Origin of the sequence: Rhodosalinus sp., from assembly GCF_046542825.1 — a bacterium.
Taxonomy (GTDB): Bacteria; Pseudomonadota; Alphaproteobacteria; order Rhodobacterales; family Rhodobacteraceae; genus Rhodosalinus.
The window spans coordinates 20,076-46,248 of sequence record NZ_JBKHAQ010000006.1 but is presented as its reverse complement, the minus strand read 5'-3'; the positions used below and the strand labels follow the sequence as shown (position 1 = coordinate 46,248).

The window sequence follows — 26,173 nt, the reverse complement described above, 5'->3', positions numbered from 1 at the left end:
CCGCGTTCTTCCGCCGCGGCGGGAAGAGCGAGCAGAAGGCCAAGCACAAGCCCGGCCCGGCACAGGATGCGGCGCATGGAAGTCACTGTCTCGTCAGCCTCGGGTCGCCTTTCACGCGGCGGGGTTCTTGTGCCCCGGCCTCTTGCGGGGCACTGTGCCATCGGCCCCGCGAAGAGGGAAGCAGGAGGAGGGACGAGATGGCACCGGAGCGCCCCACTGTGGTCGTGACGCGACGCCTGCCCGCGCAGGTGGAGGCCCGCATGGGCGAGCTCTTCGATGTGCGGCTGCGTGACGATGACACGCCCCTGCCCCGCGAGGCGCTGGCAAAGGCGATGCGCGAGGCGGACGTGCTGGTGCCCACGATCACCGACCGGATCGACGCCGGCCTGATCGCCCAGGCCGGCCCGCGGCTGCGGCTGATCGCGAATTACGGCGCCGGGGTCGATCACATCGACGTCGAGACAGCGCGCCAGCGGGGGATTCTCGTGTCCAACACCCCCGGCGTGATCACCGACGACACCGCCGACATGGCGATGGCGCTGATCCTCGCCGTCACGCGCCGCATCCCCGAGGGGCTGGCGGCGATGCAGTCGGGCGACTGGCAGGGCTGGGCGCCCACCGCCTTTCTTGGCGGGCGGCTCGCGGGGCGGCGCCTGGGCATCCTGGGCATGGGACGCATCGGGCAGGCGGTGGCGCGCCGCGCGCGCGCCTTCGGCTGCCAGCTGCATTATCACAACCGCCGGCAGCTGCGGCCCGAGATCGAACAGGAGCTGGGCGCGCGCTACTGGGAAAGCCTCGACCAGATGGTGGCGCGGGTCGACATCCTGTCGATCAACTGCCCGCACACGCCCTCGACCTTCCACCTGATGAACGCGCGGCGGCTGAAGCTGATGAAGTCCGACGCGGTGATCGTGAACACCTCGCGCGGCGAGGTGATCGACGAGAACGCGCTGACCCGGATGCTGCGCGCGGGCGAGATCGCGGGCGCGGGCCTCGACGTCTACGAGCACGGCACCGGCGTGAACCCGCGCCTGCGCGAGCTGAAGAACGTGGTGCTGCTGCCGCACATGGGCTCGGCCACCCGCGAGGGGCGGATCGAGATGGGCGAGAAGGTGATCCTCAACGTCAAGACCTTCGCCGACGGCCACCGCCCGCCCGATCAGGTGGTGCCGGCGATGCTGTGACCGGTCGACCCGACCCGTCACCTGTCGTCCGGGCCGTAGGGTGCGTGCTCCGCACGCACCTCGACCGGGGACCGTGACGCGCATCCCCGACCGGCGGCGCGGCGGGCGACAGCGGCGGGCGAGGCTGCTAGGCTTCCGGCAAAGCATCGAGGAGGATGTCATGACACGCATACTGACCGCGGCCTTGCTCGCACTCTGGGCAGCCGCCGCGCCCGCGCAGCAAGCCGCCGATGCCGTCGCGCCGGAAGCAGCGACCGACACGGGCTTTGCCGCCCTGTCGCCGGAGGTCTCCGCCGCGCTGGCCGCCAAGGAGGCCGGCCGCCCGGTCGAGGCCACCGACTGGATGGTGGCGGCCGCCAATCCGCTGGCCGTCTCGGCGGGCGCCGAAGTGCTCCGCATGGGCGGCACGGCGGCCGATGCGATGGTGGCGGTGCAGGCGGTCCTGGGGCTCGTCGAGCCGCAAAGTTCGGGCCTGGGCGGCGGCGCCTTCCTTGTCTGGCACGACGGCGCGACGGGCGAGGTCACCACGCTCGACGGGCGCGAGACCGCGCCGCTCGACGCCACGCCCACCCTGTTCCTGGACGAAGCGGGCGACCCGCTGGGCTTCTTCGATGCGGTGGTGGGCGGCCGGTCCGTGGGCACGCCGGGCACGCCCGCGCTGATGGAGGCCGCGCACCGGCGCTGGGGGCGGCTGGCCTGGGCGCCGCTCCTCGACCCGGCGATCCGGCTGGCCGACGATGGATTCGCCGTCTCTGCGCGGATGGCCGAACTGGTCGCGAAGGATGCCGAGCGGCTGGGCCGCTTCGCGCCCACACGCGAGTATTTCCTGCCCGACGACACGCCGCTCGCCGAAGGCGATATCCTGCGCAATCCCGCCTACGCCGACACGCTGCGCCGGATGCAGGCCGAGGGTGCCGACGCGATCTATACCGGCCCCGTCGCGGCCGACATCGCGGAGACGGTGCAGACCGCGCCGGGCAATCCCGGCCTGCTGTCCGAGACCGATCTGGCGCTCTACGAGGTGCGCGAACGGCCCGCCGTCTGCGTGCCCTACCGCGGACACGAGGTCTGCGGGATGGGCCCGCCGTCGTCCGGCGGGCTGACGGTGGGCCAGATCCTGGGGATGCTCGAGGGCTTCGACCTTGCGGACATGGGACCGGAAAGCGCCGAGGCCTGGCGGCTGATCGGCGATGCCTCGCGCCTCGCCTTCGCGGACCGCGGCCGCTACATGGCCGACAGCGATTTCGTTCCCGTCCCGGTCGAGGGGCTGCTCGACCCCGACTACCTGCGCGCGCGGGCGCAGCTCTTCGACACGCCGCCGGCGCTGCCGGACGACCGCGTGGCGCCGGGCGACCCGGAATACGACCACGCGCTCGACTGGGGCGAGGGCTGGTCGCCCGAGCGGCCCTCGACCTCGCATGTCTCGATCATCGACCGCTACGGCAACGCGCTCTCGATGACCACGACGATCGAGAACGCCTTCGGCTCCCGGCTCATGGTGCGCGGCTTCCTGCTCAACAACGAACTCACGGACTTCTCCTTTCGCAGCCAGGCCGAGGGGCGGCCCATCGCCAATGCCGTGGCGCCGGGCAAGCGGCCGCGCTCGTCCATGGCCCCTACAATCGTCCTGCGCGACGGCGCGCCGGTGCTGGTGGTGGGCAGCCCGGGCGGCATCGCGATCATCGGCTATGTCGCAAAGACCGTGATCGCGCATCTCGACTGGGGCCTCGATGTGCAGCAGGCCGTTGCCCTGCCCCATCTGGTCAACAGCTTCGGGACCTATGTCCTGGAGGCGGATGCGGGACTCGACGGTCTGGCAGGCGAACTGGAGGCGCTGGGCTACGAGGTCGACACCCGCGATCTGAATTCCGGCCTGCACGCGATCTCCGCGGGTGGGGACGGTCTGCGCGGCGGCGCCGACCCGCGCCGCGAGGGGATCGCTCTGGGCGAGTGAGGCGGCGCGCGGGCTCTTCGGTCCCGTCTTGCGAAAAGCGCCCGCAAGGGCGGGATGAGCGGCCCCCGGGGCACTGCCGTGCGAGGCGATGAATCGCGCGCCGCCGTCCTCGCATCGGCGCCCTGTTCCGTCTAGAGACGGGCGATGCAAGGCGATTTCGAGATATTCCTCGCCACGCTCCCCGGCCTGGAGGCGGAGCTTGCCGCAGAGGCGCGCGAGACCGGCTTCCCGCTGCCGGAGGTGCAGCCGGGCGGCGTGACCATCCGCGGCGGCTGGCCCGAGGTCTGGCGCGCAAATCTCGACCTGCGCGGCGCCAGCCGGGTGCTGGCTCGCATCGGCGGCTTTCCCGTCTTCCACATCGCGCAACTCGACAAGCGCGCGCGCAAGATCGACTGGCGCGCCGTGTTCCGCGCCGACGTGCCGGTAAAGGTCGAGGCCACCTGCCGCCGCTCGAAGGTCTGGCACGACCGCGCGGCGGCCGAACGAATCGCGGGGGCGCTGGGGGCGGCGGGCGTGCCCCTGGGCGAAGGCGGGCTGCGCCTTTCGGCGCGGATCGAGGACAACTACTGCACGCTCAGCGTGGACACCTCGGGCGCGCCGCTGCACCAGCGCGGGCACAAGCAGGCCGTGGGCAAGGCACCGCTGCGCGAGACGATGGCGGCGCTCTTCCTGCGCTCCTCCGGCTACACGGGGACCGAGCCGGTGGTGGACCCGATGTGCGGTTCCGGCACCTTCGTGATCGAGGCGGCAGAGATTGCGATGGGCCTTGCACCCGGGCGTTCGCGGTCTTTCGCCTTCGAGCGGCTGGCCAGTTTCGACGCGGAGGCCTGGGCGGCAATGACGGCGGCGCGCCGACCATGCGCCACCGACCTCCGGTTTCACGGCTTCGACCGGGATGCGGGCGCCGTGCGGCTGGCGACGGAAAATGCCACACGGGCGGGGGTGGCCGAGATCTGCGGCTTCAAGAGACAGACGATCAGCGACCTGATACCACCGGACGGGCCACCGGGGCTGCTGATTGCGAACCCGCCCTACGGCGGGCGGGTGGGCGACACGCGCGCGCTCTATGCGCTTTACGGTGCTTTCGGCGCGGTGCTGCGCGAACGCTTCGCTGGCTGGCGTGCGGGGATCGTGACATCGGAGCCCGCGCTCGCGCGCGCAACCGGGCTTGCGCTCCACGAGGGACCGCCGGTGCCGCACGGCGGCCTGAAGGTCAGGCTCTATCGCACCGGAGTGCTCTGAGTCCCACGGGCCTTGGAAGGCCCTTGGGCAAGCCGCTTGGAAGCGGCTTGCAAGCGGCTTTCCAAGCCGCTTGCCCCTTCGCTCAACCCGCGTCCTTGTAGCTGATTTCCTTCTGGTCCTCTCCCAGCCGTCCGCGCCGGACGATCAGCCGGTTCAGCGCGTTGACGTAGGCCCTGGCGGAGGCGACCACCGTGTCGGTATCCGCCGACTGACCGGTGGCGATGTTGCCCTCCTCCTCCAACCGCACGCTCACGGTGGCCTGCGCGTCGGTGCCCTCGGTCACGGCATGCACCTGGTAGAGTTCGAGGTGCGCCTCGTTGGGCCAGATCTCGCGCACCGCCCGGAAGGTCGCGTCCACCGGGCCGTCGCCGCGCGCGGTCGCCTGCTTTTCGGCGCCGCCGACGGTCATCGCAAGCTCCGCCTCGGCCGGGCCGCCGGTGCCACAGACCACCCGCAGGGACTGGATCACGAGGTGGTCGTTGGCCGCGTCCTCGCCTGCGCGCATCAGCGCGATGATGTCCTCGTCGTAGACCTCCTTCTTGCGATCGGCGAGCTCCTTGAACCGCACGAAGACGTCCTTGAGCTGGTTCTCGCCCAGCTTGTAGCCCAGATCCTGCAGCTTGGCGCGCAGCGCGGCCCGACCCGAGTGCTTGCCCAGCACGAGGCTGGTGGAGGCGAGGCCGATGTCCTCGGGGCGCATGATCTCGAAGGTCTCGGCGTTCTTGAGCATCCCGTCCTGGTGGATGCCCGATTCATGCGCGAAGGCGTTCTTGCCGACGATCGCCTTGTTGAACTGCACCGGAAAGCCCGAAACCGTCGCCACCCGGCGCGAGACGTTCATGATCTTGGTGGTGTCCACGCCCGTGGTCCAGGGCATGATGTCGTTGCGCACCTTCAGCGCCATCACGACCTCCTCGAGCGCGGTGTTGCCCGCCCGCTCGCCCAGGCCGTTGATGGTGCACTCGATCTGCCGCGCGCCGCCCGCGACGGCCGCCAGTGCGTTCGCCGTCGCCATGCCGAGGTCGTTGTGGCAGTGGGTGGCGAAGACGATCTCGTCGGCACCGGGCACCTCGGCGATCAGCCGGCGGATCAGGTCGGCCGATTCGACCGGCGCGGTGTAGCCCACCGTGTCGGGGATGTTGATCGTGGTGGCGCCAGCCTTGATCGCGATCTCGACCACGCGCTTCAGGTACTCCCACTCGGTCCGCGTCGCGTCCATCGGCGACCACTGCACGTTGTCGCAGAGGTTGCGGGCGTGGCTCACCGTCTCGTGGATGCGCTCGGCCATCTCGTCCTGCGTGAGGTTGGGGATGGCGCGATGGAGCGGCGAGGTGCCGATGAAGGTATGGATGCGCGGCCGCGCGGCGTGGCGCACCGCCTCCCAGCAGCGGTCGATGTCGGTTGGGTTGGCGCGCGCCAGGCCGCAGATCACCGCGTCCCTGGAGCGTTCGGCGATCTCCTTTACCGCGCGGAAATCGCCCTCGGAGGCGATGGGAAAGCCCGCCTCGATGATATCCACGCCCATGTCGTCGAGCAGTTCGGCGATCTCGAGCTTTTCCGCGTGGCTCATGGTGGCGCCCGGGCTCTGTTCGCCGTCGCGCAGCGTCGTGTCGAAGATCAGGACGCGGTCCTGTCCGGTGATGTCGGTCATTGCTCTGGTCTCGCTTGTGGTGGTCCCTGGCTCCGTCCGGCGCGATCCTGCGTCCTCTGAGCGGTCGCGCCGAAGGGCACGCTCAGAGGCGGCTAAGGAGCAGCAGAAGGCCGAGCGCCAGAAGACCGAGCGCCGGCGCGAGGGGCGCGCGTGCGGGAGTCCCGATATGGCCTTCGTTACGCATGGTCCCTGTTTACCCGTTCCGCACGCCGGGGAAAACCCCCGGCGTGATGCGGAGGTCGCGTTGACCGGGCGAGGCGGCGGCTTAGCTCGCCCTGCATGATCGATGCACTGGTGATCGGGGCCTCGGGCGGCATCGGCCGCGCCGTGGTTGGGGAAATGAAGGCGCGGGGCGGCAATGTCACGCCGCTGTCACGCGCGGAAGACGGGCTAGACGTGACCGATCCGGAGGCTGTGCGCCGCGTCATGGGCGCGCTCGAAGGGCCGTTTCAGACGGTCTTCGTCTCGGTCGGCATCCTCGCGCCGGAGGGCGCCGCGCCGGAAAAGCAGCTCTCCGCCATCGACCCCGAGGCGATGCATCGCGTCTTCGCCGTCAACACGATCGGCGTCGCGCATGTGCTGTCCTATCTGCCGCGGCTCCTGCCGAAGCGCGGGCGCTCGGTTACCGGGGTGCTGACGGCGCGCGTGGGCTCCATAGGCGACAACCGGATGGGGGGCTGGTATTCCTACCGCGCCTCCAAGGCCGCGCTGAACCAGATCGTGCACGGCGCGGCGGTGGAACTCGGCCGCTCGCACCGCGACGCGATCGTGGCCGCGCTGCATCCCGGCACGGTGGACACGCCCTTCACCGAAGGCTACGACCCGCCGCACGGCAAGGATGCGCCCGAAGAGACCGCGCGCAAGCTCTGCGATGTCATGGAGCGGCTGACCCCTGAACAATCGGGCGGCTTTTCCGACTACGCGGGGCGGGAGATTCCCTGGTGAGCCGGCTGATCCTCGTTCTCGGGGACCAGCTCTCCGAGAACGTGGCGGCGCTGAAGGAAGGAGATCCGGCCCGCGACGTTGTGGTCATGGCCGAGGTGCGGGACGAGGCGACCTACGTCCGCCACCACCCCAAGAAGATCGCCTTCGTCTTCGCCGCCATGCGCAAGTTCGCCGACCGCCTGCGCGCGGCCGGCTGGGAGGTGCGCTACACCGCGCTCGACGACCCCGAGAACGCCGGCAGCATTTGCGGCGAGCTTCTCCGCCACGCAGAGGAGACGGGCGCGGCGGAGGTCGTCGCCACCGAGCCGGGCGAGTGGCGGCTGATAGAGGCGCTGCGGCACTGCCCGCTCAAGGTGCATCTGCTGGAAGACGACCGCTTCCTCGCCAGCCACGCCCGCTTCGACCGCTGGGCCGAGGGGCGCCGCGCGCTGCGGATGGAATATTTCTACCGCGAGATGCGCCGCGAGACGGGCCTCCTGATGGAGGGGCGCGACCCGGCGGGCGGCAAGTGGAACTTCGACCACGAGAACCGCAAGCCCGCGCCGGAGGAGGTGACGACAGACGGCCCGCTGCGCTTCGCGCCGGACGCCACCGTCGAGGCGGTGCTCGATCTGGTGGCACGTGAGTTTCCGTCGAACTTCGGGCAGCTTCGCCCCTTCTGGTTCGCCACCGACCGGGATCAGGCGCGCGCGGCGCTCGAGCATTTCGTGGCAGAGGCCCTGCCCCGCTTCGGCGACTATCAGGACGCGATGCTCGACGGGGACCGCTTCCTCTATCACGCGGTGATCTCGCTCTACCTGAACGCGGGGCTCCTCGCCCCGCGGGAGGTCTGCGAGGCGGCGGAGGACGCCTGGCGCGCGGGCCACGCGCCGATCAACGCGGTGGAGGGCTTCATCCGCCAGATCCTCGGCTGGCGGGAGTATGTGCGCGGCATCTACTTCCGCGAGGGGCCGGACTACGTGCAGCGCAACGCGCTCGGGCAGGACCGCGACCTGCCCGCCCTTTACTGGGGGGCGGAGACGCGGATGCGCTGTGTGGCGAAAGCGGTGGAGCAGACGCGGGACGAGGCCTATGCCCACCACATCCAGCGGCTGATGGTGACGGGGAACTTCGCGCTTCTGGCGGGCGTCGATCCGCACGAGGTGCATGAATGGTATCTCGCCGTCTACGCCGACGCCTACGAATGGGTCGAGGCGCCCAACGTCATCGGCATGAGCCAGTTCGCCGACGGCGGCATCATCGCCTCGAAACCCTACGTCTCCTCGGGCGCCTACATCAGCCGCATGTCGGACCACTGCCGCGCCTGCGCCTATTCCGTGACGAAGAAGACCGGCAACGGCGCCTGCCCCTTCAACCTGCTCTACTGGCACTTCCTCGACCGCCACCGGCCGCGGTTCGAGCGCAACCCTCGCATGGCGCAGACGTATCGCACCTGGGACCGCATGGACGAGGATCGGCGCAGCACGGTTCTGAAAGAGGCGCAGGATTTCCTCGACCGGATGGACGCGGGAGAAACCGTGTGACGGAAGCGGCGAATTTTCGATCGAAAATTCGCCGGGACTGCACCCGCCGCACCGAAAAATCTTCGGTCGAAGATTTTTCTACTCGGCCGCCGCCTCCTCGCGGGTGAGCGCGCCGTTCACCCAGTCGCCGCTTTCCTCCTCGCCGGTGGCGTAGCGCATCGTGCCCTCGCCCTGGCGGCGGCCGTCCACGAACTGGCCCTCGTAGACGTCGTAGCCGGTGACCTCGCCCGCGTCGTTGCTGCGCGGATAGCGTGCGATGCCCTGCCCCGCGATCCGGCCCTCGGCCCATTCCCCCTCGTAGGTGAAACCGTCTGGCATCTCGATCCGGCCCTCGCCGTGGCGCTGGCCGTCCACGAACTGGCCGACATAGACCGCGCCGTCGGGATAGGTGGCGGTCCCCTGCCCGTGGCGCTGTCCGTCCTGCCATTCGCCCTCGTAGCGGTAGCCGTCGGGGTAGGTCATCACGCCCTGCCCGTGGTTTCGCGCGTTCTCGAATTCGCCCTCGTAGACCAGGCCGTCGGGATAGGTGGCGCGCCCTTCGCCCTGGATCACGCCATCGACCCATTCACCTTCGTAGGCGGAATCGTCGGGATAGGTGATGCGACCCTGGCCGTTGGCGAGCCCCTCGCGCAGTTCGCCCGCATAGACGGAGCCATCGGGATAGGTCACCTCGCCCTCGCCCTCGATCTGGCCGGCGACCCAGGCGCCCTCGTAGCGGTAGCCGTCGGTGCCCACGAAGGTGCCCTGCCCCTCGCGCCGGTCGTTCTGGAACTCGCCCTCGTAGACGTCGCCGTTGGCATAGGTGATCCTGCCCTGCCCCTGCCGTCGGCCGTTGGCGAACTGTCCCTCGTAGACGTCGCCGTTGGGCTGGGTAAGCTTGCCCTCGCCGTGGATCTGGCCGTCCTTCCAGAGTCCGTCGTAGATCAGCCCGTCGGGCATGGTGAGCGTGCCCTTGCCCTCGCGCGCGCCGCGGACCACAGCGCCTTCGTAGACCGCGCCGTCGGGATAGGTGATGGTGCCCTGCCCCTCCTTCACGCCGTTCACCCAGTCGCCTTCGTAGACGTAGTCGTCCTGCGCGGTCATCGTGCCGCGCCCGTGGTGCATGGCGTTGCGGAAGCCGCCTTCGTAGCGGCTGCCGTTGGCGTAGGCCGCGACACCCTGTCCGGTGATCTTGCCCTCGACCCAGGTGCCCTCGTAGGTCGAGCCGTCGGCGAAGGTGATCTTGCCAACGCCGTCGGGCTTGCCCTTGGCGAAGCTGCCCTCGTAGACCGAGCCGTTGGGAAAGCGCGCGACGCCTTCGCCCTGGATCTCGCCGTCCACCCATTCGCCGGTGTATTCGTAGCCGTTGGGCAGCCGGTAGGTGCCGCGCCCGTGCTGCAGCCCGTCGCGGAAGGTGCCTTCGTAAACACCACCATCGTCGTACTGCTTGGTGCGGACGTCGCCCTCGGCCTCGGGGGGCGCGTCGGTTTCATCCTGCGCGGCGACACCAGCCGCCCCGGCCATCAGGAACGTTCCAGCCACCAGCGCCATCAGGCGCCTGCTCGTCTCGGTCATGATCGGATTCCGCCCTGCGCGCATGGTTCTGCCCTGTGTCCGGGATCGTAATGCACTGCCCCGTGCGAGACAACGCCTATTGCCGCAAGGCGCTTTCCCTTGGCCCACGATCTGCTAGATGGAGCCGCGTCCAGAGGAGCTCCCACCAAGCGATGACCGACCGTTTCCGCCTGACGCTCGCGCAACTCAACCCCGTGATGGGCGATCTTGCCGGGAACGCGGCACGCACGCGCGAGGCCTGGGCGCGGGGCAGGGCCGCGGGTGCGGACATGGTCGCGCTGCCGGAGATGTTCCTGACCGGCTACAACCCCCAGGACCTTGTCCTGCGCCCGGCCTTCCAGGCCGCCTGCCTGCGCGAGATCGAGACGCTGGCGCGCGACTGCGCGGACGGCCCGGCGCTGGGTGTGGGCGGATTGTGGCTGGAAGGGACGCAGCTGCACAACGCCTGGTTCGTGCTGAAGGACGGGCGCATCGCGGCCACCATGCTCAAGCACCATCTGCCCAACTACCTTGTCTTCGACGAGCTGCGCACCTTCGCCTCCGGCCCGATCTCGGGGCCTTACGCGGTGGGCCCCATGCGCCTCGGCAGCCCGGTCTGCGAGGATGCCTGGTATCCGGACGTGGCGGAGACGCTGGCGGAGACGGGGGCGGAGGTGCTCCTGGTGCCCAACGGCTCGCCCTACTACCGCGAGAAGCTCGAGGTGCGCTTCAACCACATGGTCGCGCGGGTGGTCGAGACGGGGCTGCCGCTGGTCTATCTCAACATGGTGGGCGGGCAGGACGATCAGGTCTTCGACGGCGGCAGCTTCGTGCTGAACCCCGGCGCCAGGCTGGTGGTGCAGTTGCCGGTGATGGAAGAGGCGCTGGAACACGTCGATTTCGAGCGCGGCGCCGACGGCTGGCGCGCGGTGCCGGGTCCGCGCGCGCATGTGCCCGACGCGCTGGAACAGGATTACCACGCGATGGTCCTGTCCCTGCGCGACTACATGCGCAAGTCGGGCTTCGAGCGGGCGCTGCTGGGCCTGTCGGGGGGCATCGACAGCGCGCTGGTGGCGGCGGTGGCCGCGGACGCGCTCGGGCCAGAAAACCTGCGCTGCGTGATGCTGCCCTCGGAATATACCGCGCCCGCCTCGCTCGAGGACGCGGCCGGCGTGGCGGAACGGCTCGGCACCCGGCTTGACGAGCTGCCGATCTCGGGCCCGCGCGCAGCGGTGACCGAGGCGCTCGCGCCGATCTTCGGCGATCTGCCGCCCGACATCACCGAGGAGAACGTGCAGTCGCGCCTGCGCGGCCTGCTTCTGATGGCGCTGTCGAACAAGTTCGGCGAGATGCTGCTGACCACCGGCAACAAGTCCGAGGTCGCCGTGGGCTACGCCACGATCTACGGCGACATGTCGGGCGGCTACAACCCGCTGAAGGATCTCTACAAGACCCGCGTCTTCGCCGCCGCGCGCTGGCGCAACGCCAACCACCGCGACTGGATGAAGGGACCGGCGGGCGAGGTGATCCCCTCGCGTGTGATCTCCAAGCCGCCCTCCGCCGAGTTGCGCGCCGACCAGCGCGATTCCGACTCGCTGCCCGATTACGACCGGCTCGACGCGATGCTGGAGATCCTGGTGGATCGCGACGGATCGGTCGAGGACTGCGCCGCGGCCGGCTTCGACCGGGCCGAGGCCGCCCGCATCGAGCACCTGATCTACATCAGCGAATACAAGCGGTTCCAGTCCGCACCCGGCACCCGGCTGTCGAAGCGCGCCTTCTGGCTCGACCGCCGCTATCCCATCGTCAACCGCTGGCGCGAGGGCGCCACGAACCGCGGCACGCCCTGAGGACAGCCCATGCGCATCGCCACCTTCAACATCAACGGGATCAAGGCGCGGCATCAGGCGCTCTGCGACTGGCTGGACGAGGCGGCGCCCGAGGTCGTGCTCCTGCAGGAGATCAAGTCGCTCGACGCGAATTTCCCGCGCGAGCTTTTCGAGGAGCGCGGCTACCGGGTCGAGACGCACGGGCAGAAGAGCTTCAACGGCGTGGCGATCCTGTCGCGCCTGCCGCTCGAAGATGTCTCACGCGGGCTGCCGGGCGACGACGGCGACGATCAGGCGCGCTGGATCGAGGCCACGGTGATCGGCGCGCGCACGGCGGTGCGGGTGGCGGGCCTCTACCTGCCCAACGGCAATCCCGCGCCGGGGCCGAAATACGACTACAAGCTTGCCTGGATGGAGCGGATGAAGGCGCGCGCGGCCGAGCTTCTGGAGCTTGAAGAGCCCGTGGTCCTGGGCGGCGACTACAACGTGATCCCGCAGGACGAGGACGCGGCGAAGCCCGAGGCCTGGACGAAGGACGCGCTCGCCCTGCCCGAGACGCGGGCCGCCTTCCGCCGCATCCTGCACCTGGGCTATACGGAGGCGTTCCGCGCGCGGGTCCAGGGTGGCGGGCACTATTCCTTCTGGGACTACCAGGGCAACGCCTGGGGGCGGAACAACGGCATCCGCATCGACCACCTGCTGCTCTCGCCAGAGGCTGCGGACCTGATGACCGGCGCAGGGATCGAGAAGACCCTGCGCGGGCGCGAGAAGCCCTCCGACCACGTGCCGGTCTGGATCGACCTCGACGCCTGAACGGGTGCCGCTGCAGCGCGGCGGCACCGTGCCGGCTCGGGCGCGACTCGCCGGTCGAGCACCGCCATGCGCCACCCCGCCCTGGTCGTTGCCCGCAGATGCTGCCCTCAGCCCGCGGCCGTCACGTCATGGCCATAGAGCCAGTCGAAGCTCGAAACCACCGCGCCGGGCGCGAGCCTGCCGGCGAGGCCCAGCGCACCGTGCCCCAGCGCCCGCAAAGGGCCGGGTCGAAAATGGTATTTCCACGCGTTGCGACCCGCCGCCGCGATCACCCGCTGCGCCCGGTCGCGCCGCCGGCGCTGATAGTCCGCCAGCCCGTCGGCAAGCGCGCCGGAGCGGGCAACCGCATCGCCCAGCACCCAGGCGTCCTCGAGCGCGAGATTGGCGCCCTGGGCGAGAAAGGGCAGCGTGGGATGGGCCGCATCGCCCAGCAGCGCCGTCGCCATGCCGTGCCAGCGCCGCGCGACGGGATGCCGGAAGAGGCCCCAGAGGTGCACCTCTTCCACCGCGCCGATCAGCGCGGGCACCGGGCCGCCGAAGCCCGCGAAGGCCGCACGCAGCGCCTCGGGGTCGTCGCGGTGGTGCCAGCCCTCGTCGGTCCAGGCGCTGCGTTCCTCTACGGCGACGAGGTTGACCATCGCGCCCCCGCGCAGCGGATAGGTGACGAGATGCCGTCCCGGTCCCATGAAGACGCGCGCCTCGGTGGGATGCCCCGCCGGTCCGGGCACCAGCGCGCGCCAAGCCACCTGCCCGGTGAAGCGCGGCGGCGGCGATCCGTTGAGCAGCGGCCGCAGGGCGGAGCGCAGCCCGTCGGCCCCCACGACGAGGTCCGCCTCGAAACGCGCGTCCTGCGCGGTGACGGCCGCCGGGCGGGGGCCATCCTCGATCCGCGCCACCCTCTGCAAAAGCCGGATGCGGACCCCGCTGTCGCGCGCCGCCACGGCCAGAAGGTCGATCAGGTCGGCCCTGTGCACGAAGAGATAGCGCCGCCCAGGGGCGTGCCGCAGAAGGTCCATGCGCATGACCTCGCGGCCGTCCTGGTGCCGGCGCAGGCTGACGGCTTCGGCCGCGAGGCCCCGCGCCCGCGCCTCTGCCCCCAGTCCCAGCGCGTCGAGGACCGCAAAGCCGTTGGGGCTGATCTGGAGGCCGGCGCCCACCTCCGCGATCTCGGGCGCCTGTTCGAGCACCGTGACCGCGGCGCCCCGAGCGCGCAGCGCCAGCGCGGCGGCAAGCCCGCCCACGCCACCTCCCACAACGATCACTTCAAGCCCGTCGATCCGCATTGCGCCTCCGTCGAAAACGCGACGAGCGCCGGAAGACCGGCGCTCGTTCGTCCGATCCGTTCGTGACGCCGCCTCAGTCGTCGCGGTGAACGCGTTCGCGGCGCTCGTGTCGCTCCTGCGCCTCGAGGCTCATGGTGGCGATCGGGCGCGCATCGAGCCGCTTGAGGCTGATCGGCTCGCCCGTGACTTCGCAGTAGCCGTATTCGCCCTCTTCGATCCGGCGCAGCGCCGCGTCGATCTTGGCCACCAGCTTGCGCTGCCGGTCGCGCGTGCGAAGTTCCAGCGCGCGGTCCGTCTCTTCGCTCGCGCGGTCGGCCACGTCGGGGATGTTGCGGCTGCTGTGCTGCAGACCCTCGATGGTTTCCTTGCTTTCCGCGAGCAATTCGGCCTTCCAGGCGAGCAGCTTGCGGCGGAAGTACTCGAGCTGGCGCTCGTTCATGAAAGGCTCGTCTTCGGCGGGACGGTAGTGTTCCGGCAGAAAGGTCTCGGCTTTCATCTGTTTCCCCTTTTCGGGGCCGGGTGCGAGCTTGATCTGGTTTTCGTGCATCGTGCCCGTCCGGCCACCCCCGTGCGTTCGCTTAGCCGAACACAGGATTGATGTCACGTCACGAATTCGCTTGCCTGCCGCTCGGCGCCGCGTTTTCCCGCACCGCGTCGATTCGCCGGCGCCACCGGCCGCGCGCGCCGGGCGAAAGCCGTTGCCGCCCCCGTTGGCGATGCTAGGGTGCGCGTCGTCAAGCGAGCGGAAGACGAGGCAGAGGGATGCGATTCACCGGCACGGAAAGCTATGTCGCGACGGAGGACCTGACGGTGGCCGTGAATGCCGCCGTGGCGCTCGAGCGGCCGCTGCTGGTGAAGGGCGAGCCGGGCACGGGCAAGACGGAACTCGCCCGCCAGGTGGCCGGGGCTCTCGGCCTGCCGATCATCGAGTGGACGATCAAGTCCACGACCCGCGCGCAGCAGGGGCTTTACGAATACGACGCCGTCAGCCGCCTGCGCGACAGCCAGCTGGGCGACGAGCGCGTCAACGACGTGCGCAACTACATCCGCAAGGGCAAGCTCTGGCAGGCCTTCGAGGCCGAGACCAGGACCGTCCTGCTGATCGACGAGATCGACAAGGCCGACATCGAGTTCCCCAACGACCTGCTGCAGGAACTCGACCGGATGGAATTCTTCGTCTACGAGACCGGAGAGACGGTGCGGGCGCGCCAGCGCCCGATCGTCATCATCACCTCGAACAACGAGAAGGAGTTGCCCGACGCCTTCCTGCGGCGCTGCTTCTTCCACTACATCCGCTTCCCCGATCCCGAGACGATGAAGCGGATCGTCGAGGTGCATTTCCCCGGCATCAAGCAGGACCTGCTCGCAACCGCGCTGAACCAGTTCTACGAACTTCGCGAACAGTCCGGGCTGAAGAAGAAGCCCTCGACCTCGGAGGTGCTGGACTGGCTCAAGCTGCTGCTGGCCGAGGATCTCACACCCGAAGACCTGAAACGCGAGGGCGCGAACGCGCTGCCCAAGCTGCATGGCGCGCTGCTGAAGAACGAGCAGGACGTGCATCTCTTCGAGCGGCTCGCCTTCATGGCGCGCCGGCAACGGTAGCGCGGCGATTTTTCGATCGAAAAATCGCCACCCCCCGCACCGTGTCCGAAGATTTTTCGATCGAAAAATCTTCGTGGCCTGGGGACCGGACGCTTTGCTCCGGCGTCGAGCCCGGGTCACAATCGCGCAGCACGGGGTGCGGCGACGGCGAGGAAGACGAGGCTCTGGAATGGACAGAGGGGTGACGAAGGCCCTGGGGCGCTGCGTCCGTTGGCTGGCGGTGGCGGTGCTGTGCGGCGTGTTCGCCGCCTGCGCGCCTGTCGCCGACTGGCCCGGCCCCGCCCAGCGGCTGGCGGTGGAAGTCCCGTCGCTGCCGCCGGTGCGGAGCTTTGCGGGGCGTGGTGCCTCACAGCCCTCGCGCGCCAACTCGGACATGGCGCGCGACTTCCTCGACCTCGCCTTCCGGCTCGAAAGCGGCCGGTCCCTGCCGGTCTTCACCCGCTTCGAGGAACCGGTTACGGTCCGGCTGTCGGGCCGCCCCTCGCCCGGGCTCGAGGCCGATCTCGACCGGCTGCTCGCACGGCTGCGCGCCGAGGCCGGCATCGACATCCGGCGCGCAAGATCCGCTCCCGCCGCGATCACGGTCGAGGCCGTGCCGCGCGCGCGCATCCGCCGCGTGCTGCCGCAGGCGGCCTGCTTCGTCGTGCCCGAGGTGTCCAGCCTTGCAGACTATCTCGCCGCGCGGCGCGGCGGACTTGCCAGCTGGACGGAACTCACCCGGCGCGACCGGGTGGCGATCTTCCTGCCGATGGACGTGAGCCCGCAGGAGGCGCGCGACTGCCTGCACGAGGAACTGGCGCAGGCTCTGGGGCCCTTGAACGACCTCTACCGCCTGCCCGACAGCGTGTTCAACGACGACAACATGCATACCGTTCTGACCGGCTTCGACATGCTGATCCTGCGCGCCTATTACGACCCGGCTCTGCAGAACGGCATGTCCCGCGACCAGGTGGCGGCGCGGCTGCCGGCGATCCTTGCGCGGCTCAACCCGGCCGGCGAGCGCGTGGCGCCGCGGCCCCTGCCCGCAACGCCGCGTGCCTGGATCAAGGCGATCCAGACCGCGCTCGGGCCGGGCGCGCCGCCAGCGCGGCAGCAGGCCGCCGCGGTCGAGGCGCTGCGCATCGCACAGGCGCAGGGCTGGCGCGACCATCGCCTCGCCTTTTCGCATTTCGCCTTCGGCCGGGTCTGGCAGCATGAAGACCCCGCGGGCGCGCGCCGCGCCTTCGAGCGGGCAGACCGGATCTATGCCGCAGTGCCCGAGGGCGACGTGCATCGCGCCTTCGCCGCCGCGCAACTTGCCGCCTACGCGCTGGCGGAGGGGGACGCCGCGCGCGTGCGCATGCTGACCGAGATGCATCTGCCGGTGGCCGCCCGCCACGAGAACGCGATGCTGATGGCCACGCTGATGATGCTGCGGGCGGAAGCGCTCGAGATGCAGGGGCAACGCACGGATGCCCGTGCGGTGCGGGTGGACAGCCTCGGGTGGGCACGTTACGGATTCGGCTCCGAATGGGCGGTGCTGGCCAAGCTGCAGGAGATCGCCGCCCTGAACCCGACGGACCCGAGAGGCTGAGCGCGCATGATCGTCCTTGCCGGCGCCCTGCTGGGCATCACTCTTGGCGTGCTGACCGCGCGCCGTCGCAAGGGGACCAGCACGGATGTCCTTCATTACGGGGCGGTCTACGGCATCGCCTTTGCGCTCCTGGGTCTGATCGCGACCCTAGTGATCGACGCGGCGGCGGTGTGAGCGGATGTTCCTGCCGTTCTTCGACGCGCTGAGGCAGGCAGGCGTTCCGGTCTCGCTGCGCGAGTACCTGGGCTTTCTCGAGGCGATGCGCGCCGATCTCGTGACCTACGACATCGACGGCTTCTACTATCTCGCCCGTGCCGCGATGGTGAAGGACGAGCGCAACCTCGACAAGTTCGACCGCGCCTTTGCGAAAGCCTTCGAAGGGCTCGAGGATATCTCTGTCGCCGACATGCTGGAGCGGGTCGATCTGCCGCGTGAGTGGCTGCAGAAGATGGCCGAAAAGACGCTGAGCGACGCCGAAAAGGCCGAGATCGAGGCGCTGGGCGGCTTCGAGAAACTGATGGAGACGCTCAAGCAGCGCCTGCGCGAACAGGAAAAGCGCCACCAGGGCGGCTCGAAGTGGATCGGCACCGCCGGCACCTCGCCCTTCGGCGCCTACGGCTACAACCCCGAGGGCGTGCGCATCGGGCAGGACGAAAGCCGCCACCGGCGGGCGGTCAAGGTCTGGGACAGGCGCGAGTTCCGCAATCTCGACGACAGCGTGGAACTCGGCACGCGCAACATCAAGGTCGCGCTCAAGCGGCTGCGGCAATGGGCGCGCGACGGCGCGCACGAGGAGCTGGACCTCGACGGCACGATCCGCTCGACCGCAGAGCACGGCTATCTCGACGTCAAGACCCGGCCGGAGCGGCGCAACGCGGTGAAGATCCTGCTCTTTCTCGACGTGGGCGGCAGCATGGACCCGCATGTGAAGGTGGTGGAAGAGCTGTTTTCCGCCGCGCGGGCCGAGTTCAAGCACCTCGAATACTACTATTTCCACAACTGCCTGTATGAAGGCGTCTGGCGCGACAACCGCAGGCGGTGGGATCAGGTCACGCCCACCTGGGAGGTGCTGCACACCTACGGGTCGGACTACAAGTGCATCTTCGTGGGCGACGCCAGCATGTCGCCCTACGAGATCGCCTTTCCCGGCGGCGCCAACGAGCACTGGAACGCCGAGGCAGGACAGGTCTGGCTGGAACGGGCGCGCGAACAGTGGCCGCACACCCTGTGGATCAATCCCGTGCCGGAAAAGCACTGGCACTACACCCAGTCGATCCAGATGATCCGAGAGATCTTTGCCGACCGGATGGTGCCCATGACGCTCGAAGGCATCGAGCGCGGCGTGCGGGAGCTCGCGCGCTAGTCGCCCGTCCACGACAGGGAGCCCGGACATGCGCGCCAAGCTTCGCCATCTCTGGAAGCGCCACCCCTTCGCCACCGCGGGCTTCGTGATCGCCCTGGCGATGATCGCCTTCTTCACCGTGCGTTTCGTCGCCTTCTCGATCTACTGGGCCGATCCGGCCCATCGGCAGCAGCCGGTGGCGCCGTGGATGACCCCGCGCTACATCGCCCACGCCTGGGACATCCCGCCCGAGGATGTCATGGAGGCGCTGGGCGTGACGGCGCGCCCGGACAGGCGCCCGACGCTGAAGGAAATCGCCCGTCAGCGCGGCGTTCCGGTCGAGATCGTGCTGGAAGAGGCGCGCGCGCTGATCGCGGCGCAGGGCGCTGCGCGATGACCGACTGGCTGCCGGGGCTGGTCGCGGACTGGGGGGTGGCGGTGATCGCGCTGACCACCTTCCTGAGTTGCCTTGCCCTGCCGGTGCCGGCCTCGCTGGTGATGCTGACCGGCGGTGCCTTCACGGCGACGGGCGATCTGGCGCTCTGGACCGTGGCGGCGGGCGCGCTGGCCGGTGCCGTGCTGGGCGATCAGGCGGGCTATTCGCTGGGCTGGCGGGCGGGGACTGCGCTTGCTCCGCGCATCGCCGCCAAACCGCGCCGTGCCGCAGCCCTCGCCCGTGCACGCGGGATCATCGATGAGCGCGGCGGCGCAGGCGTGTTCTTCAGCCGCTGGCTCGTCAGCCCGCTGGGACCCTGGGTCAACCTGGCCGCCGGAGCCGCAGAGATGCACCGCGGGCGCTTCACCCTCTGGGCGGTGGCCGGCGAAATCATCTGGGTGGCGGTCTACGTCGGGCTTGGCCGGGCCTTCGCCGAATCCCTCGACGCGGTGGCCGAGATCGCGGCGGACGTGAGCGGCATCCTCGCCGGCACGGTCGTGGCGCTCGGCCTCGGGCTCTGGTTGCGCGCGGCGCTCCGCCGGGAGCAGCGGCGGCGAAAGTGAGCCGCAGGTCGGCCGCAACGGCGGTCCGTCACCAGCCAGCAAGCTATGCTCGAAAACAGGTGATGGAGCCTGAGAAGACGGCGTATCATGGCGGGTGTCAAAGCCTGCCAGGACCACCCGCTGGAAGTCCTCCAGCGTGTTCAGGATCGTCAAGCGCCGGCGGCGCGTCTTGCACGGGATGCCGATCAGCACCTCATGGCGATGCTTGGAAATGTCGATGGCGACCAGCAAGGTCGGCGCGACAGAATGGGGGGCGGTCATGGCCGGTCTCCTCAGCAGTGTGGTTCAGCAAAACCACTGTTGAGACCGGCTGTCGGCGCAGGGCGAGATGGTCGGGATCGCGACGAGCGCGCTCGGCGAACCCGCCTACCCCCCCCCTCGTTGCGCTGGAGCTCAAGCGCTTCGGTCATTTCAATGGCGCGATCAACCGGAACGGGACACTTAGGCCGGAGACCTTCCGATCCCGGTCCTCCGGCGCCTCGCCCTCATGATCCAGGGCTTGACAGCGGCAGGACCGGTTCGCGACCGCCCTGGGAACCGTCACCTAATTGTTGCATGCGCGCTCTAGGCCCGGCGACATGACCGACACGACCGCCGATCCATTCCCAGCCGACGCGGCCGCGCGCCCCGATCTGTCCCTTACCGGCGTGACCAAGGCCTTCGCGACGGCGACGGCCCTGCACGACATCGACGTGACGCTGCCCGCCGGCAAATTCTCTGTCCTTCTGGGGCCGTCGGGCTGCGGAAAGTCTACCCTGCTGCGGCTGATCGCCGGGCTCGATCACCCGACCAGGGGCGCGATCGCGCTTGGCCGCGACCGGATCGACCACCTGCCGCCCAAGGGGCGCAACATCGCGATGGTGTTCCAGTCCTACGCCCTCTTCCCGCATCTCGACGTGGCCGAGAACATCCTGTTCGGCCTCTCGGTGCGCGGGGTGCCCAGGCCGGAGCGGCAGGAGCGGCTCAATCGTGTCGCCGCGATGATGGGGCTGTCGGAGTTGCTGGCGCGCAAGCCGGGCGAGCTTTCGGGCGGTCAGCAGCAGCGCGTCGCGCTTGCCCGCGCGGTGATCTCCGAACGGCCCGTCTGCCTGATGGACGAGCCGCTGTCCAACCTCGACGCCAAGCTGCGCGCCGAAATGCGCAGCGAGATCCGGGCGCTTCAACAGCGTCTGGGCCTGACCATGGTCTACGTCACCCACGATCAGGTCGAGGCCATGACCATGGCCGACCGTATCGTGGTGATGAACGCGGGCCGCATCGAGCAGGTGGCGACGCCGCGCGACCTTTACGCCCATCCCGCGAGCGTCTTTGTCGCCGGGTTCATCGGCACGCCGCCCATGAACCTTCTGCCGCGTGCGGCGCTGCCGGATCTTCCCGCGCCGACGGAAGCGGCAACCATCGGCATCCGGCCCGAGGAGGTCGTGCAGGCCGGCACCGGCCACCCGGTCAGCGCCCACCTGCGCGGCGTCGAATACCTTGGCGCCGACCAGATCGTGACGCTGGAGGTCGGCGGCGCGCGGCTGGTTCTTCGCCAGTCGGGGCAGGCGCTGCCGCCGGGCGATGCGCTTTCGCTGAGGGTGCCGGAGCCCGCGCTGCACTTCTTCGACCATGCCGGGCGGCGATTGCCCTCGCCCTCCGATCGTTACCACAGACCTCAACAGGAGCTACCACATGAAGCACTCGCTTAAGGGCTTTCTCGCCTCGACGGCCGCGGTTGCCGCGATGTCGCAGGCGGCATGGGCCGTCGATCTGGAATTCTACTTCCCGGTCGCCGTGGGCGGCAGCGCCGCCGAGACCATCGAGGGCCTGACCGACGCCTACATGGACGAGAACCCCGATGTGAACATCGAGGCGATCTATACAGGCAGCTATGCCGACACCACCACCCGCGCCATCACCGCCTCGCGCGGGGGCAACCCGCCGCAACTGGCGATCCTGCTGTCGGTCGACATGTTCACCATGATCGACGAGGACATCGTCCTGCCGTGGGACGACTTCCTGTCCGAGGAGGAGATGGAGGAGTGGATCGGCGGCTTCTACCCGGCCTTCATGCGCAACAGCCAGACCGGCGGCCAGACATGGGGCATCCCGTTCCAGCGCTCGACCCCGGTGCTCTACTGGAACAAGGAAGCCTTCGCCGAGGCCGGTCTCGATCCCGAAACGCCCCCCGCGACCTGGGAGGAGATGGTGGAATTCGGCGAGGCGCTGACCCTGCGCGACGACAGCGGCAACGTCACGCAATGGGGCGTGCGCATCCCGTCCTCCGGCTTCCCGTCGTGGCTTTTCACCGGGCTGGTCGCCTCGGCCGGTCTGGACGGGCTGGCCAACGATGCCGGAACCGAGGTCTATTTCGATGCGCCCGAGGTGGTCGAGGCGCTGGAATACCTGGTCTCGCTGGCCAACGAGCATGAAGTCATGGAGCCGGGCATCCTTGACTGGGGGGCCACCCCGCGCGCCTTCATGGATGGCAACGCCGCCATGGTCTGGACCACCACCGGCAACCTGACCAACATCCGCAGCAACGCGCCCTTCGACTTCGGCGTCGGCATGCTGCCCGAGAACGAGCGCCGCGGCGCACCCACCGGCGGCGGCAACTTCTACCTCTTCAAGGGCTCCAGCGACGAGCAGCTGCAAGCCGCCGTCGATTTCGTGAAATGGGCCACCGCGCCCGATCAGGCCGCCGACTGGTCGATCGCCACGGGCTATGTCGCGCCACGTCCCGACACATGGGAAACCGAGCGCATGCAGGCCTATGCAGAGGAGGTGCCCGGCGCCCTCGTCGCGCGCGAGCAACTGGAATACGCGGTGCCGGAGCTTTCGACCTTCGAAGGTCCCCGGGTGACGCAGATCATCAACGATGCCATCGCCGCCGCCATCGTCGGGGACAAGACCCCGGCCGAGGCCCTGGCCGATGCGCAAGAGGCCGCCGACGCGATCCTGGCAGTCTATCGCTGACCGCGTCACCGAAGCGACACCGCGCAGCGCCCCCCCAGGGGGCGCTGTGCCCCCGTTCAAGGCCCGTCACCATGTTTCGAAGAGACTGGCTGATCGCGCTCGCCTTCCTCGGCCCGGCGCTGGTTCTGCTGTTCGCCTTCACGCATTACCCCGCGATCCAGACGGTGATCGACAGTTTCTGGTCCACCGCCCGGGGGCGGCGGCCGGCGGTCTTCATCGGTCTGGCCAATTACGAGCGGATGCTGGCCGATCCCATCTTTCTGCGCGCGATGATCAACAACGCGATCTACGGCGCGATCACGATCCCGGCCTCGGTCGCGCTGGCGCTGGCCATGGCGCTCTTCGTGCAGGGGCGCATCCTCGGGCGCGGCTTCCTGCGCATGGCCTTCTTCACGCCCACGGTGCTGCCGCTGATCGCGGTGGCCAACATCTGGCTGTTCTTCTACCTGCCGGGCTTCGGCCTGTTCGAACAGCTGCGCGGGCTGGCCGGGCTGTCGCCGCGCAACTGGATCGGCAACCCCGACACCGCGCTTTACGCCGTCACCGCGGTCACCGTCTGGTCGCAGGCCGGGTTCTTCATGATCTTCTACCTCGCCGCTCTGCAGACCATCCCGCCCACGCTGCGCGAGGCTGCCGCGATCGAGGGCTGTTCGCGGTGGACCTTCTTTCGCCGCGTGACATGGCCGCTGATCATGCCGACGACGCTGTTCATCTCGGTCAACGCCACGATCAACGCCTTCCGCACGGTCGACCACATCTTCGTCATGACGCAGGGCGGGCCGAACAATGCCTCCATGCTGCTGCTCTACTACATCTACGAGCAGGGCTTCCGCTTCTGGGACACATCCTATGCCTCGGCGCTGACCGTGGTGATGGTCGTCATCCTCGCGATCGTCGGCATCGGGCAGTTCTTCTTTCTCGACCGCAAGGTGCATTACCGATGAGCGCCCCGGCAATTCCCGCGGCCCGCGCCGATCTGGACCGGGTGCTGGTCGTGACCGGGGCCTGGGCACTGGCCCTCGTCTGGCTGCTGCCGCTGGCCTATGCGGTCTGGACCGCGATCCACCCCGCCGCCTACGAGACGCAATTCGCCCCCCTGGCGCCGCTGACGCTGGAGAACTTCGTGCGCGCGTGGAACGCGGCGCCTTTCGCGCGCTATTTCGTCAACACCATCCTTCTGGTCACGATGATCCTGACCGCGCAGTTGATCCTGTGCTCGCTGGCCGCCTTCGCCTTCGCGCGGTTCGACTTCCCCGGCAAGAACACGCTTTTCGCGCTGGTGCTGGTGCAACTGATGGTGATGCCCGACATCCTGCTGGTGCGCAATTACACCACCATGGGCAGCCTCGGGCTGATCGACACGATCCTTGCCATCGGCCTGCCCTATTTCGCCAGCGGCTTCGCCATCTTCCTCCTGCGCCAGACCTTCAAGACGGTGCCGCGCGAACTCGACGAGGCGGCGCGGGTCGAGGGCTGTTCCTGGCTCGGACTGCTGTGGCGGGTCTACGTGCCCCTGGCCAGGCCCACGATGCTGGCCTTCGCGCTGGTCTCGGTCAGCCACCACTGGAACAACTTCATCTGGCCGCTGATCATCACCTCCTCGGTCGAGACGCGGCCGCTGACCGTGGGGCTGTCGATCTTCGCCACCACCGACAGCGGCATAGACTGGTCGATCATCACCGCAGCCACGCTGATCACCTCCGCCCCGCTGCTGATCGGCTTTCTGCTGTTTCAACGCCAGTTCGTGCAAAGCTTCATGCGCGCCGGCATCAAGTAGCAAGGATCCCCCATGCCCCTTCCCACGATCGGTGCCGCCGTCCGGTTGGGCGACTTCGACGGTCTGCAAGACTGGATCGTCGCGGCCGACCGCCCCATCGAGATACAGGATTTCGTCGGCGCCGATGTGATCGCCGGCGATGTCTCGGAGCTTGTCGCGGCATGGCGCGCGCGGCTCGAGGGGCACCGCGGCCCGCGCGGCATCCACGGGCCCTTCTTCGGGCTGGACCTTTCGAACCCGGATCGCGAGATCCGCGCCATCATCGGCGCGCGCCTGAGCAAGGGGGTCGAGATCGCGGCACGGCTTGGCGCCGACCTGATGGTGGTGCATTCGCCGTTCAACTTCTGGCACAGGCTGAATTACACCAATTACAGCTTCCTGCGCACCGGACTGATGGAGGCCTGCGCCGATTGCCTTGCCCCCGTACTCGACCGCGCGGCCACCGAGGGGGTCACGCTGGTGCTGGAAAACATCGACGACACCGACCCGGCGGATCGCGGCGACCTCGTGGCGCGGATCGGTCACGCAAATCTGAAGCTGTCGGTCGATACCGGCCATGCCGACCTCGCCCATGCCAATTACGGCGCGCCGCCGGTCATCGACGTGCTGGCCGCGGCGGGGTCGGCGCTTGCGCATGTGCACCTGCAGGACGTGGACGGCCACGCCGATCGGCACTGGCACCCCGGCGACGGGCGCATCAACTGGCGCCCGGTGATGGAGCATCTGGCGGCGCCGGAGCATCCGGCCCGGCTGATCCTCGAGGTGCGCGCGAACCTGCACCGGCTGCCGGAGACGGCGGACCGCCTTGCGCGACTGGCCCGCCAGGCCCCGTGCCTGACCGATGACCCCTGAATGCAAGGGGAGTGATCCTTGCCGCCAACGGCCTCGACGTCCGGGCCGAGACACGGGTGCGGCGCGCGCTGCCCTGAGCGCGCCCGGCCCAAGGCGCTTGAAAAAAGCGCCTTGCAAGCGGTTTGGAAACCGCTTGCAAGGGCCTTCCAAGGCCCTTGCAAGCCCTCTGGCCGGGCGGCACGCGGGCGGATAGGAAGGGCGCGATGGCAGGGCGGGAGGCGGCGATGCTCTACAAGTCGGCAGCGGACTGGCAGGCAGCCGCGCGCAAGCGCGTACTGCTCTTCGGCATGTCGGGCCTGGGCAAGACGCGGCTCGCCAGCCTTCTGCGCGACCAGGGCGACTGGTTCCATTACTCGATCGATTACCGCATCGGCACCCGCTACATGGGCGAGCACATCGCCGATCACTTCAAGCGCGAGGCGATGAAGGTCCCCTTCCTGCGCGATCTGCTGATGACGGATTCGATCTCGATCGAGTCGAAGATCCGCTTCCACAACCTCGCGCCGCTCTCCACCTATCTCGGCAAGCCCGGCGACCCGGCGAAGGGCGGCCTGCCCTTCGACGAATACATGCGCCGGCAGGAACAGCACCGCGCGGCCGAGATCGCCGCGCTGGCCGACACCCCCCAGTTCATCGCGCGGGCCGAGGAAATCTACGGCTATGCCAATTTCGTCTGCGATTCCGGGGGCTCGATCTGCGAGGTGGTCGATCCCTGGGACCCCGCAGATCCGCTGCTGCGCCTGCTCGAGGACTCGGTCCTGCTGATCTGGATCGAGGGCAGCGACGCGCATACCGAGGAGCTGGTGCGCCGCTTCGACCGGGCGCCGAAGCCCATGTATTACCAACCCGACTTCCTGCGCACGCGCTGGAACGAGTATCTGCAAGAAACCGGTCTCGCGGAGGACCAGGTGGACCCCGACGCCTTCGTGCGCTGGACCTATGCCCGCGCCCTCGCGCACCGCCAGCCGCGCTATGCGGAAATGGCGCGCCGCGGCGTCACCGTGCAGGCCGACGAGGTCGCGCAGGTCGAGGATGCCGCCGGCTTCGAGGCGCTCGTCGCCCGCGCCCTTGAGGCGAAGGGTCAATAGGTCTATCTCCACCCACTCTCACGGAGCC

At 69.2% G+C, this 26,173-nt stretch carries 23 protein-coding genes and 1 pseudogene; 19 read left to right on the top strand and 5 right to left on the bottom strand.

Annotated elements, in window-relative coordinates:
* Positions 1-197: 197 nt before the first annotated feature.
* The 3 genes from ACLFOB_RS01865 (at position 198) to ACLFOB_RS01855 (ending at position 4,380) form a co-directional block, all read left to right on the top strand.
* Positions 198-1,184: a 2-hydroxyacid dehydrogenase gene (locus ACLFOB_RS01865; protein WP_410916186.1), complete on the top strand. Its 987-nt coding sequence runs from the start codon at positions 198-200 to the stop codon at positions 1,182-1,184.
* 160 nt (positions 1,185-1,344) lie between these two features.
* Positions 1,345-3,138 (top strand): gamma-glutamyltransferase, encoded by a 1,794-nt coding sequence (gene ggt / locus ACLFOB_RS01860; RefSeq protein WP_410924555.1) that lies wholly within the window; start codon positions 1,345-1,347, stop codon positions 3,136-3,138.
* Positions 3,139-3,282: 144 nt separating this feature from the next.
* Positions 3,283-4,380 (top strand): class I SAM-dependent RNA methyltransferase, encoded by a 1,098-nt coding sequence (locus tag ACLFOB_RS01855; RefSeq protein ID WP_410924553.1) that lies wholly within the window; start codon positions 3,283-3,285, stop codon positions 4,378-4,380.
* Between the two features lie 82 nt (positions 4,381-4,462).
* Here the strand turns inward: ACLFOB_RS01855 and ACLFOB_RS01850 are convergent, their stop codons facing one another.
* Positions 4,463-6,031 carry a 2-isopropylmalate synthase gene (locus ACLFOB_RS01850; protein WP_410924552.1) on the bottom strand — a complete coding sequence of 523 codons (1,569 nt, stop codon included), beginning with the start codon at positions 6,029-6,031 and terminating at the stop codon, positions 4,463-4,465.
* Between the two features lie 279 nt (positions 6,032-6,310).
* On the opposite strand from ACLFOB_RS01850, the gene ACLFOB_RS01845 reads away from it, so the two are divergent.
* Together ACLFOB_RS01845 and ACLFOB_RS01840 are read left to right on the top strand one after the other, a co-directional pair.
* Positions 6,311-6,976 carry an SDR family NAD(P)-dependent oxidoreductase gene (locus ACLFOB_RS01845; RefSeq protein WP_410916192.1) on the top strand — a complete coding sequence of 222 codons (666 nt, stop codon included), beginning with the start codon at positions 6,311-6,313 and terminating at the stop codon, positions 6,974-6,976.
* Positions 6,973-8,499, top strand: a complete 1,527-nt coding sequence (locus ACLFOB_RS01840) for a cryptochrome/photolyase family protein (RefSeq protein ID WP_410924550.1) — start codon at positions 6,973-6,975, stop codon at positions 8,497-8,499. The genes ACLFOB_RS01845 and ACLFOB_RS01840 overlap by 4 nt, the downstream gene beginning before the upstream one ends.
* 78 nt (positions 8,500-8,577) lie before the next feature.
* On the opposite strand, the gene ACLFOB_RS01835 is transcribed toward ACLFOB_RS01840, so the two are convergent.
* The gene (locus ACLFOB_RS01835) at positions 8,578-10,053 is read right to left on the bottom strand and encodes an MORN repeat-containing protein (protein WP_410916194.1); all 1,476 of its coding nucleotides are present in this window, start codon (positions 10,051-10,053) and stop codon (positions 8,578-8,580) included.
* A 152-nt stretch (positions 10,054-10,205) separates the two neighbouring features.
* Here ACLFOB_RS01835 and ACLFOB_RS01830 point away from each other — a divergent pair, with 152 nt between their 5' ends.
* On the top strand, positions 10,206-11,882 hold the full coding sequence (locus ACLFOB_RS01830) for an NAD+ synthase (RefSeq protein WP_410924548.1): 1,677 nt from the start codon (positions 10,206-10,208) through the stop codon (positions 11,880-11,882).
* Positions 11,883-11,891: 9 nt separating this feature from the next.
* The gene (gene xth, locus ACLFOB_RS01825) at positions 11,892-12,674 is read left to right on the top strand and encodes an exodeoxyribonuclease III (protein ID WP_410915551.1); all 783 of its coding nucleotides are present in this window, start codon (positions 11,892-11,894) and stop codon (positions 12,672-12,674) included.
* Positions 12,675-12,781: 107 nt separating this feature from the next.
* On the opposite strand, the gene ACLFOB_RS01820 is transcribed toward xth, so the two are convergent.
* Together ACLFOB_RS01820 and dksA are read right to left on the bottom strand one after the other, a co-directional pair.
* Positions 12,782-13,957 carry an FAD-dependent monooxygenase gene (locus ACLFOB_RS01820; protein WP_410915549.1) on the bottom strand — a complete coding sequence of 392 codons (1,176 nt, stop codon included), beginning with the start codon at positions 13,955-13,957 and terminating at the stop codon, positions 12,782-12,784.
* Positions 13,958-14,030: 73 nt separating this feature from the next.
* Positions 14,031-14,453: an RNA polymerase-binding protein DksA gene (dksA, locus tag ACLFOB_RS01815; RefSeq protein ID WP_410915548.1), complete on the bottom strand. Its 423-nt coding sequence runs from the start codon at positions 14,451-14,453 to the stop codon at positions 14,031-14,033.
* 266 nt (positions 14,454-14,719) lie between these two features.
* Here dksA and ACLFOB_RS01810 point away from each other — a divergent pair, with 266 nt between their 5' ends.
* From ACLFOB_RS01810 to ACLFOB_RS01785, 6 genes are all read left to right on the top strand, one after another.
* On the top strand, positions 14,720-15,559 hold the full coding sequence (locus tag ACLFOB_RS01810; protein WP_410915547.1) for an AAA family ATPase: 840 nt from the start codon (positions 14,720-14,722) through the stop codon (positions 15,557-15,559).
* Between the two features lie 181 nt (positions 15,560-15,740).
* Complete coding sequence (locus ACLFOB_RS01805; protein ID WP_410924546.1) at positions 15,741-17,132, top strand: DUF2927 domain-containing protein; 1,392 nt, start codon at positions 15,741-15,743, stop codon at positions 17,130-17,132.
* Positions 17,133-17,138: 6 nt separating this feature from the next.
* A complete protein-coding gene (locus tag ACLFOB_RS01800; protein ID WP_410915545.1) occupies positions 17,139-17,306 on the top strand; it encodes an apolipoprotein acyltransferase in 168 nt (55 codons plus the stop codon).
* 4 nt (positions 17,307-17,310) lie between these two features.
* On the top strand, positions 17,311-18,495 hold the full coding sequence (locus ACLFOB_RS01795) for a vWA domain-containing protein (RefSeq protein WP_410915544.1): 1,185 nt from the start codon (positions 17,311-17,313) through the stop codon (positions 18,493-18,495).
* A 28-nt stretch (positions 18,496-18,523) separates the two neighbouring features.
* Positions 18,524-18,871, top strand: coding sequence for a hypothetical protein (locus ACLFOB_RS01790; protein WP_410915543.1), 348 nt, complete (start codon positions 18,524-18,526; stop codon positions 18,869-18,871).
* Positions 18,868-19,473: a DedA family protein gene (locus ACLFOB_RS01785; RefSeq protein WP_410915542.1), complete on the top strand. Its 606-nt coding sequence runs from the start codon at positions 18,868-18,870 to the stop codon at positions 19,471-19,473. Before ACLFOB_RS01790 ends, ACLFOB_RS01785 begins: the two co-directional genes overlap by 4 nt.
* A 105-nt stretch (positions 19,474-19,578) precedes the next feature.
* On the opposite strand, the pseudogene ACLFOB_RS01780 reads toward ACLFOB_RS01785, so the two are convergent.
* A pseudogene (locus ACLFOB_RS01780) lies at positions 19,579-19,734 on the bottom strand (IS110 family transposase); the annotation flags it as partial.
* Between the two features lie 317 nt (positions 19,735-20,051).
* On the opposite strand from ACLFOB_RS01780, the gene ACLFOB_RS01775 reads away from it, so the two are divergent.
* The 6 genes from ACLFOB_RS01775 to ACLFOB_RS01750 all read left to right on the top strand — a co-directional run bounded on the left by ACLFOB_RS01775 (position 20,052) and on the right by ACLFOB_RS01750 (position 26,145).
* A complete protein-coding gene (locus ACLFOB_RS01775; protein ID WP_410924544.1) occupies positions 20,052-21,161 on the top strand; it encodes an ABC transporter ATP-binding protein in 1,110 nt (369 codons plus the stop codon).
* Positions 21,145-22,428 carry an ABC transporter substrate-binding protein gene (locus tag ACLFOB_RS01770; RefSeq protein ID WP_410924542.1) on the top strand — a complete coding sequence of 428 codons (1,284 nt, stop codon included), beginning with the start codon at positions 21,145-21,147 and terminating at the stop codon, positions 22,426-22,428. Before ACLFOB_RS01775 ends, ACLFOB_RS01770 begins: the two co-directional genes overlap by 17 nt.
* A gap of 71 nt (positions 22,429-22,499) precedes the next feature.
* The gene (locus ACLFOB_RS01765; protein WP_410915539.1) at positions 22,500-23,372 is read left to right on the top strand and encodes a carbohydrate ABC transporter permease; all 873 of its coding nucleotides are present in this window, start codon (positions 22,500-22,502) and stop codon (positions 23,370-23,372) included.
* Positions 23,369-24,205, top strand: coding sequence for a carbohydrate ABC transporter permease (locus ACLFOB_RS01760; RefSeq protein WP_410924540.1), 837 nt, complete (start codon positions 23,369-23,371; stop codon positions 24,203-24,205). The genes ACLFOB_RS01765 and ACLFOB_RS01760 overlap by 4 nt, the downstream gene beginning before the upstream one ends.
* A 12-nt stretch (positions 24,206-24,217) precedes the next feature.
* Positions 24,218-25,057 carry a sugar phosphate isomerase/epimerase family protein gene (locus ACLFOB_RS01755; protein ID WP_410915537.1) on the top strand — a complete coding sequence of 280 codons (840 nt, stop codon included), beginning with the start codon at positions 24,218-24,220 and terminating at the stop codon, positions 25,055-25,057.
* Positions 25,058-25,281: 224 nt separating this feature from the next.
* A complete protein-coding gene (locus ACLFOB_RS01750; RefSeq protein WP_410924556.1) occupies positions 25,282-26,145 on the top strand; it encodes an ATPase in 864 nt (287 codons plus the stop codon).
* Positions 26,146-26,173: the final 28 nt, after the last annotated feature.

Bases quoted from the DNA above. Each gene is read 5' to 3' on its own strand.
- ACLFOB_RS01865 (WP_410916186.1), top strand. From the start codon at position 198: ATGGCACCGGAGCGCCCCACTGTGGTCGTGACGCGACGCCTGCCCGCG.
- ggt (WP_410924555.1), top strand. From the start codon at position 1,345: ATGACACGCATACTGACCGCGGCCTTGCTCGCACTCTGGGCAGCCGCC.
- ACLFOB_RS01855 (WP_410924553.1), top strand. From the start codon at position 3,283: ATGCAAGGCGATTTCGAGATATTCCTCGCCACGCTCCCCGGCCTGGAG.
- ACLFOB_RS01850 (WP_410924552.1), bottom strand. From the start codon at position 6,031: ATGACCGACATCACCGGACAGGACCGCGTCCTGATCTTCGACACGACG.
- ACLFOB_RS01845 (WP_410916192.1), top strand. From the start codon at position 6,311: ATGATCGATGCACTGGTGATCGGGGCCTCGGGCGGCATCGGCCGCGCC.
- ACLFOB_RS01835 (WP_410916194.1), bottom strand. From the start codon at position 10,053: ATGACCGAGACGAGCAGGCGCCTGATGGCGCTGGTGGCTGGAACGTTC.
- ACLFOB_RS01830 (WP_410924548.1), top strand. From the start codon at position 10,206: ATGACCGACCGTTTCCGCCTGACGCTCGCGCAACTCAACCCCGTGATG.
- xth (WP_410915551.1), top strand. From the start codon at position 11,892: ATGCGCATCGCCACCTTCAACATCAACGGGATCAAGGCGCGGCATCAG.
- ACLFOB_RS01820 (WP_410915549.1), bottom strand. From the start codon at position 13,957: ATGCGGATCGACGGGCTTGAAGTGATCGTTGTGGGAGGTGGCGTGGGC.
- dksA (WP_410915548.1), bottom strand. From the start codon at position 14,453: ATGAAAGCCGAGACCTTTCTGCCGGAACACTACCGTCCCGCCGAAGAC.
- ACLFOB_RS01810 (WP_410915547.1), top strand. From the start codon at position 14,720: ATGCGATTCACCGGCACGGAAAGCTATGTCGCGACGGAGGACCTGACG.
- ACLFOB_RS01800 (WP_410915545.1), top strand. From the start codon at position 17,139: ATGATCGTCCTTGCCGGCGCCCTGCTGGGCATCACTCTTGGCGTGCTG.
- ACLFOB_RS01795 (WP_410915544.1), top strand. From the start codon at position 17,311: ATGTTCCTGCCGTTCTTCGACGCGCTGAGGCAGGCAGGCGTTCCGGTC.
- ACLFOB_RS01790 (WP_410915543.1), top strand. From the start codon at position 18,524: ATGCGCGCCAAGCTTCGCCATCTCTGGAAGCGCCACCCCTTCGCCACC.
- ACLFOB_RS01785 (WP_410915542.1), top strand. From the start codon at position 18,868: ATGACCGACTGGCTGCCGGGGCTGGTCGCGGACTGGGGGGTGGCGGTG.
- ACLFOB_RS01775 (WP_410924544.1), top strand. From the start codon at position 20,052: ATGACCGACACGACCGCCGATCCATTCCCAGCCGACGCGGCCGCGCGC.
- ACLFOB_RS01770 (WP_410924542.1), top strand. From the start codon at position 21,145: ATGAAGCACTCGCTTAAGGGCTTTCTCGCCTCGACGGCCGCGGTTGCC.
- ACLFOB_RS01765 (WP_410915539.1), top strand. From the start codon at position 22,500: ATGTTTCGAAGAGACTGGCTGATCGCGCTCGCCTTCCTCGGCCCGGCG.
- ACLFOB_RS01760 (WP_410924540.1), top strand. From the start codon at position 23,369: ATGAGCGCCCCGGCAATTCCCGCGGCCCGCGCCGATCTGGACCGGGTG.
- ACLFOB_RS01755 (WP_410915537.1), top strand. From the start codon at position 24,218: ATGCCCCTTCCCACGATCGGTGCCGCCGTCCGGTTGGGCGACTTCGAC.
- ACLFOB_RS01750 (WP_410924556.1), top strand. From the start codon at position 25,282: ATGCTCTACAAGTCGGCAGCGGACTGGCAGGCAGCCGCGCGCAAGCGC.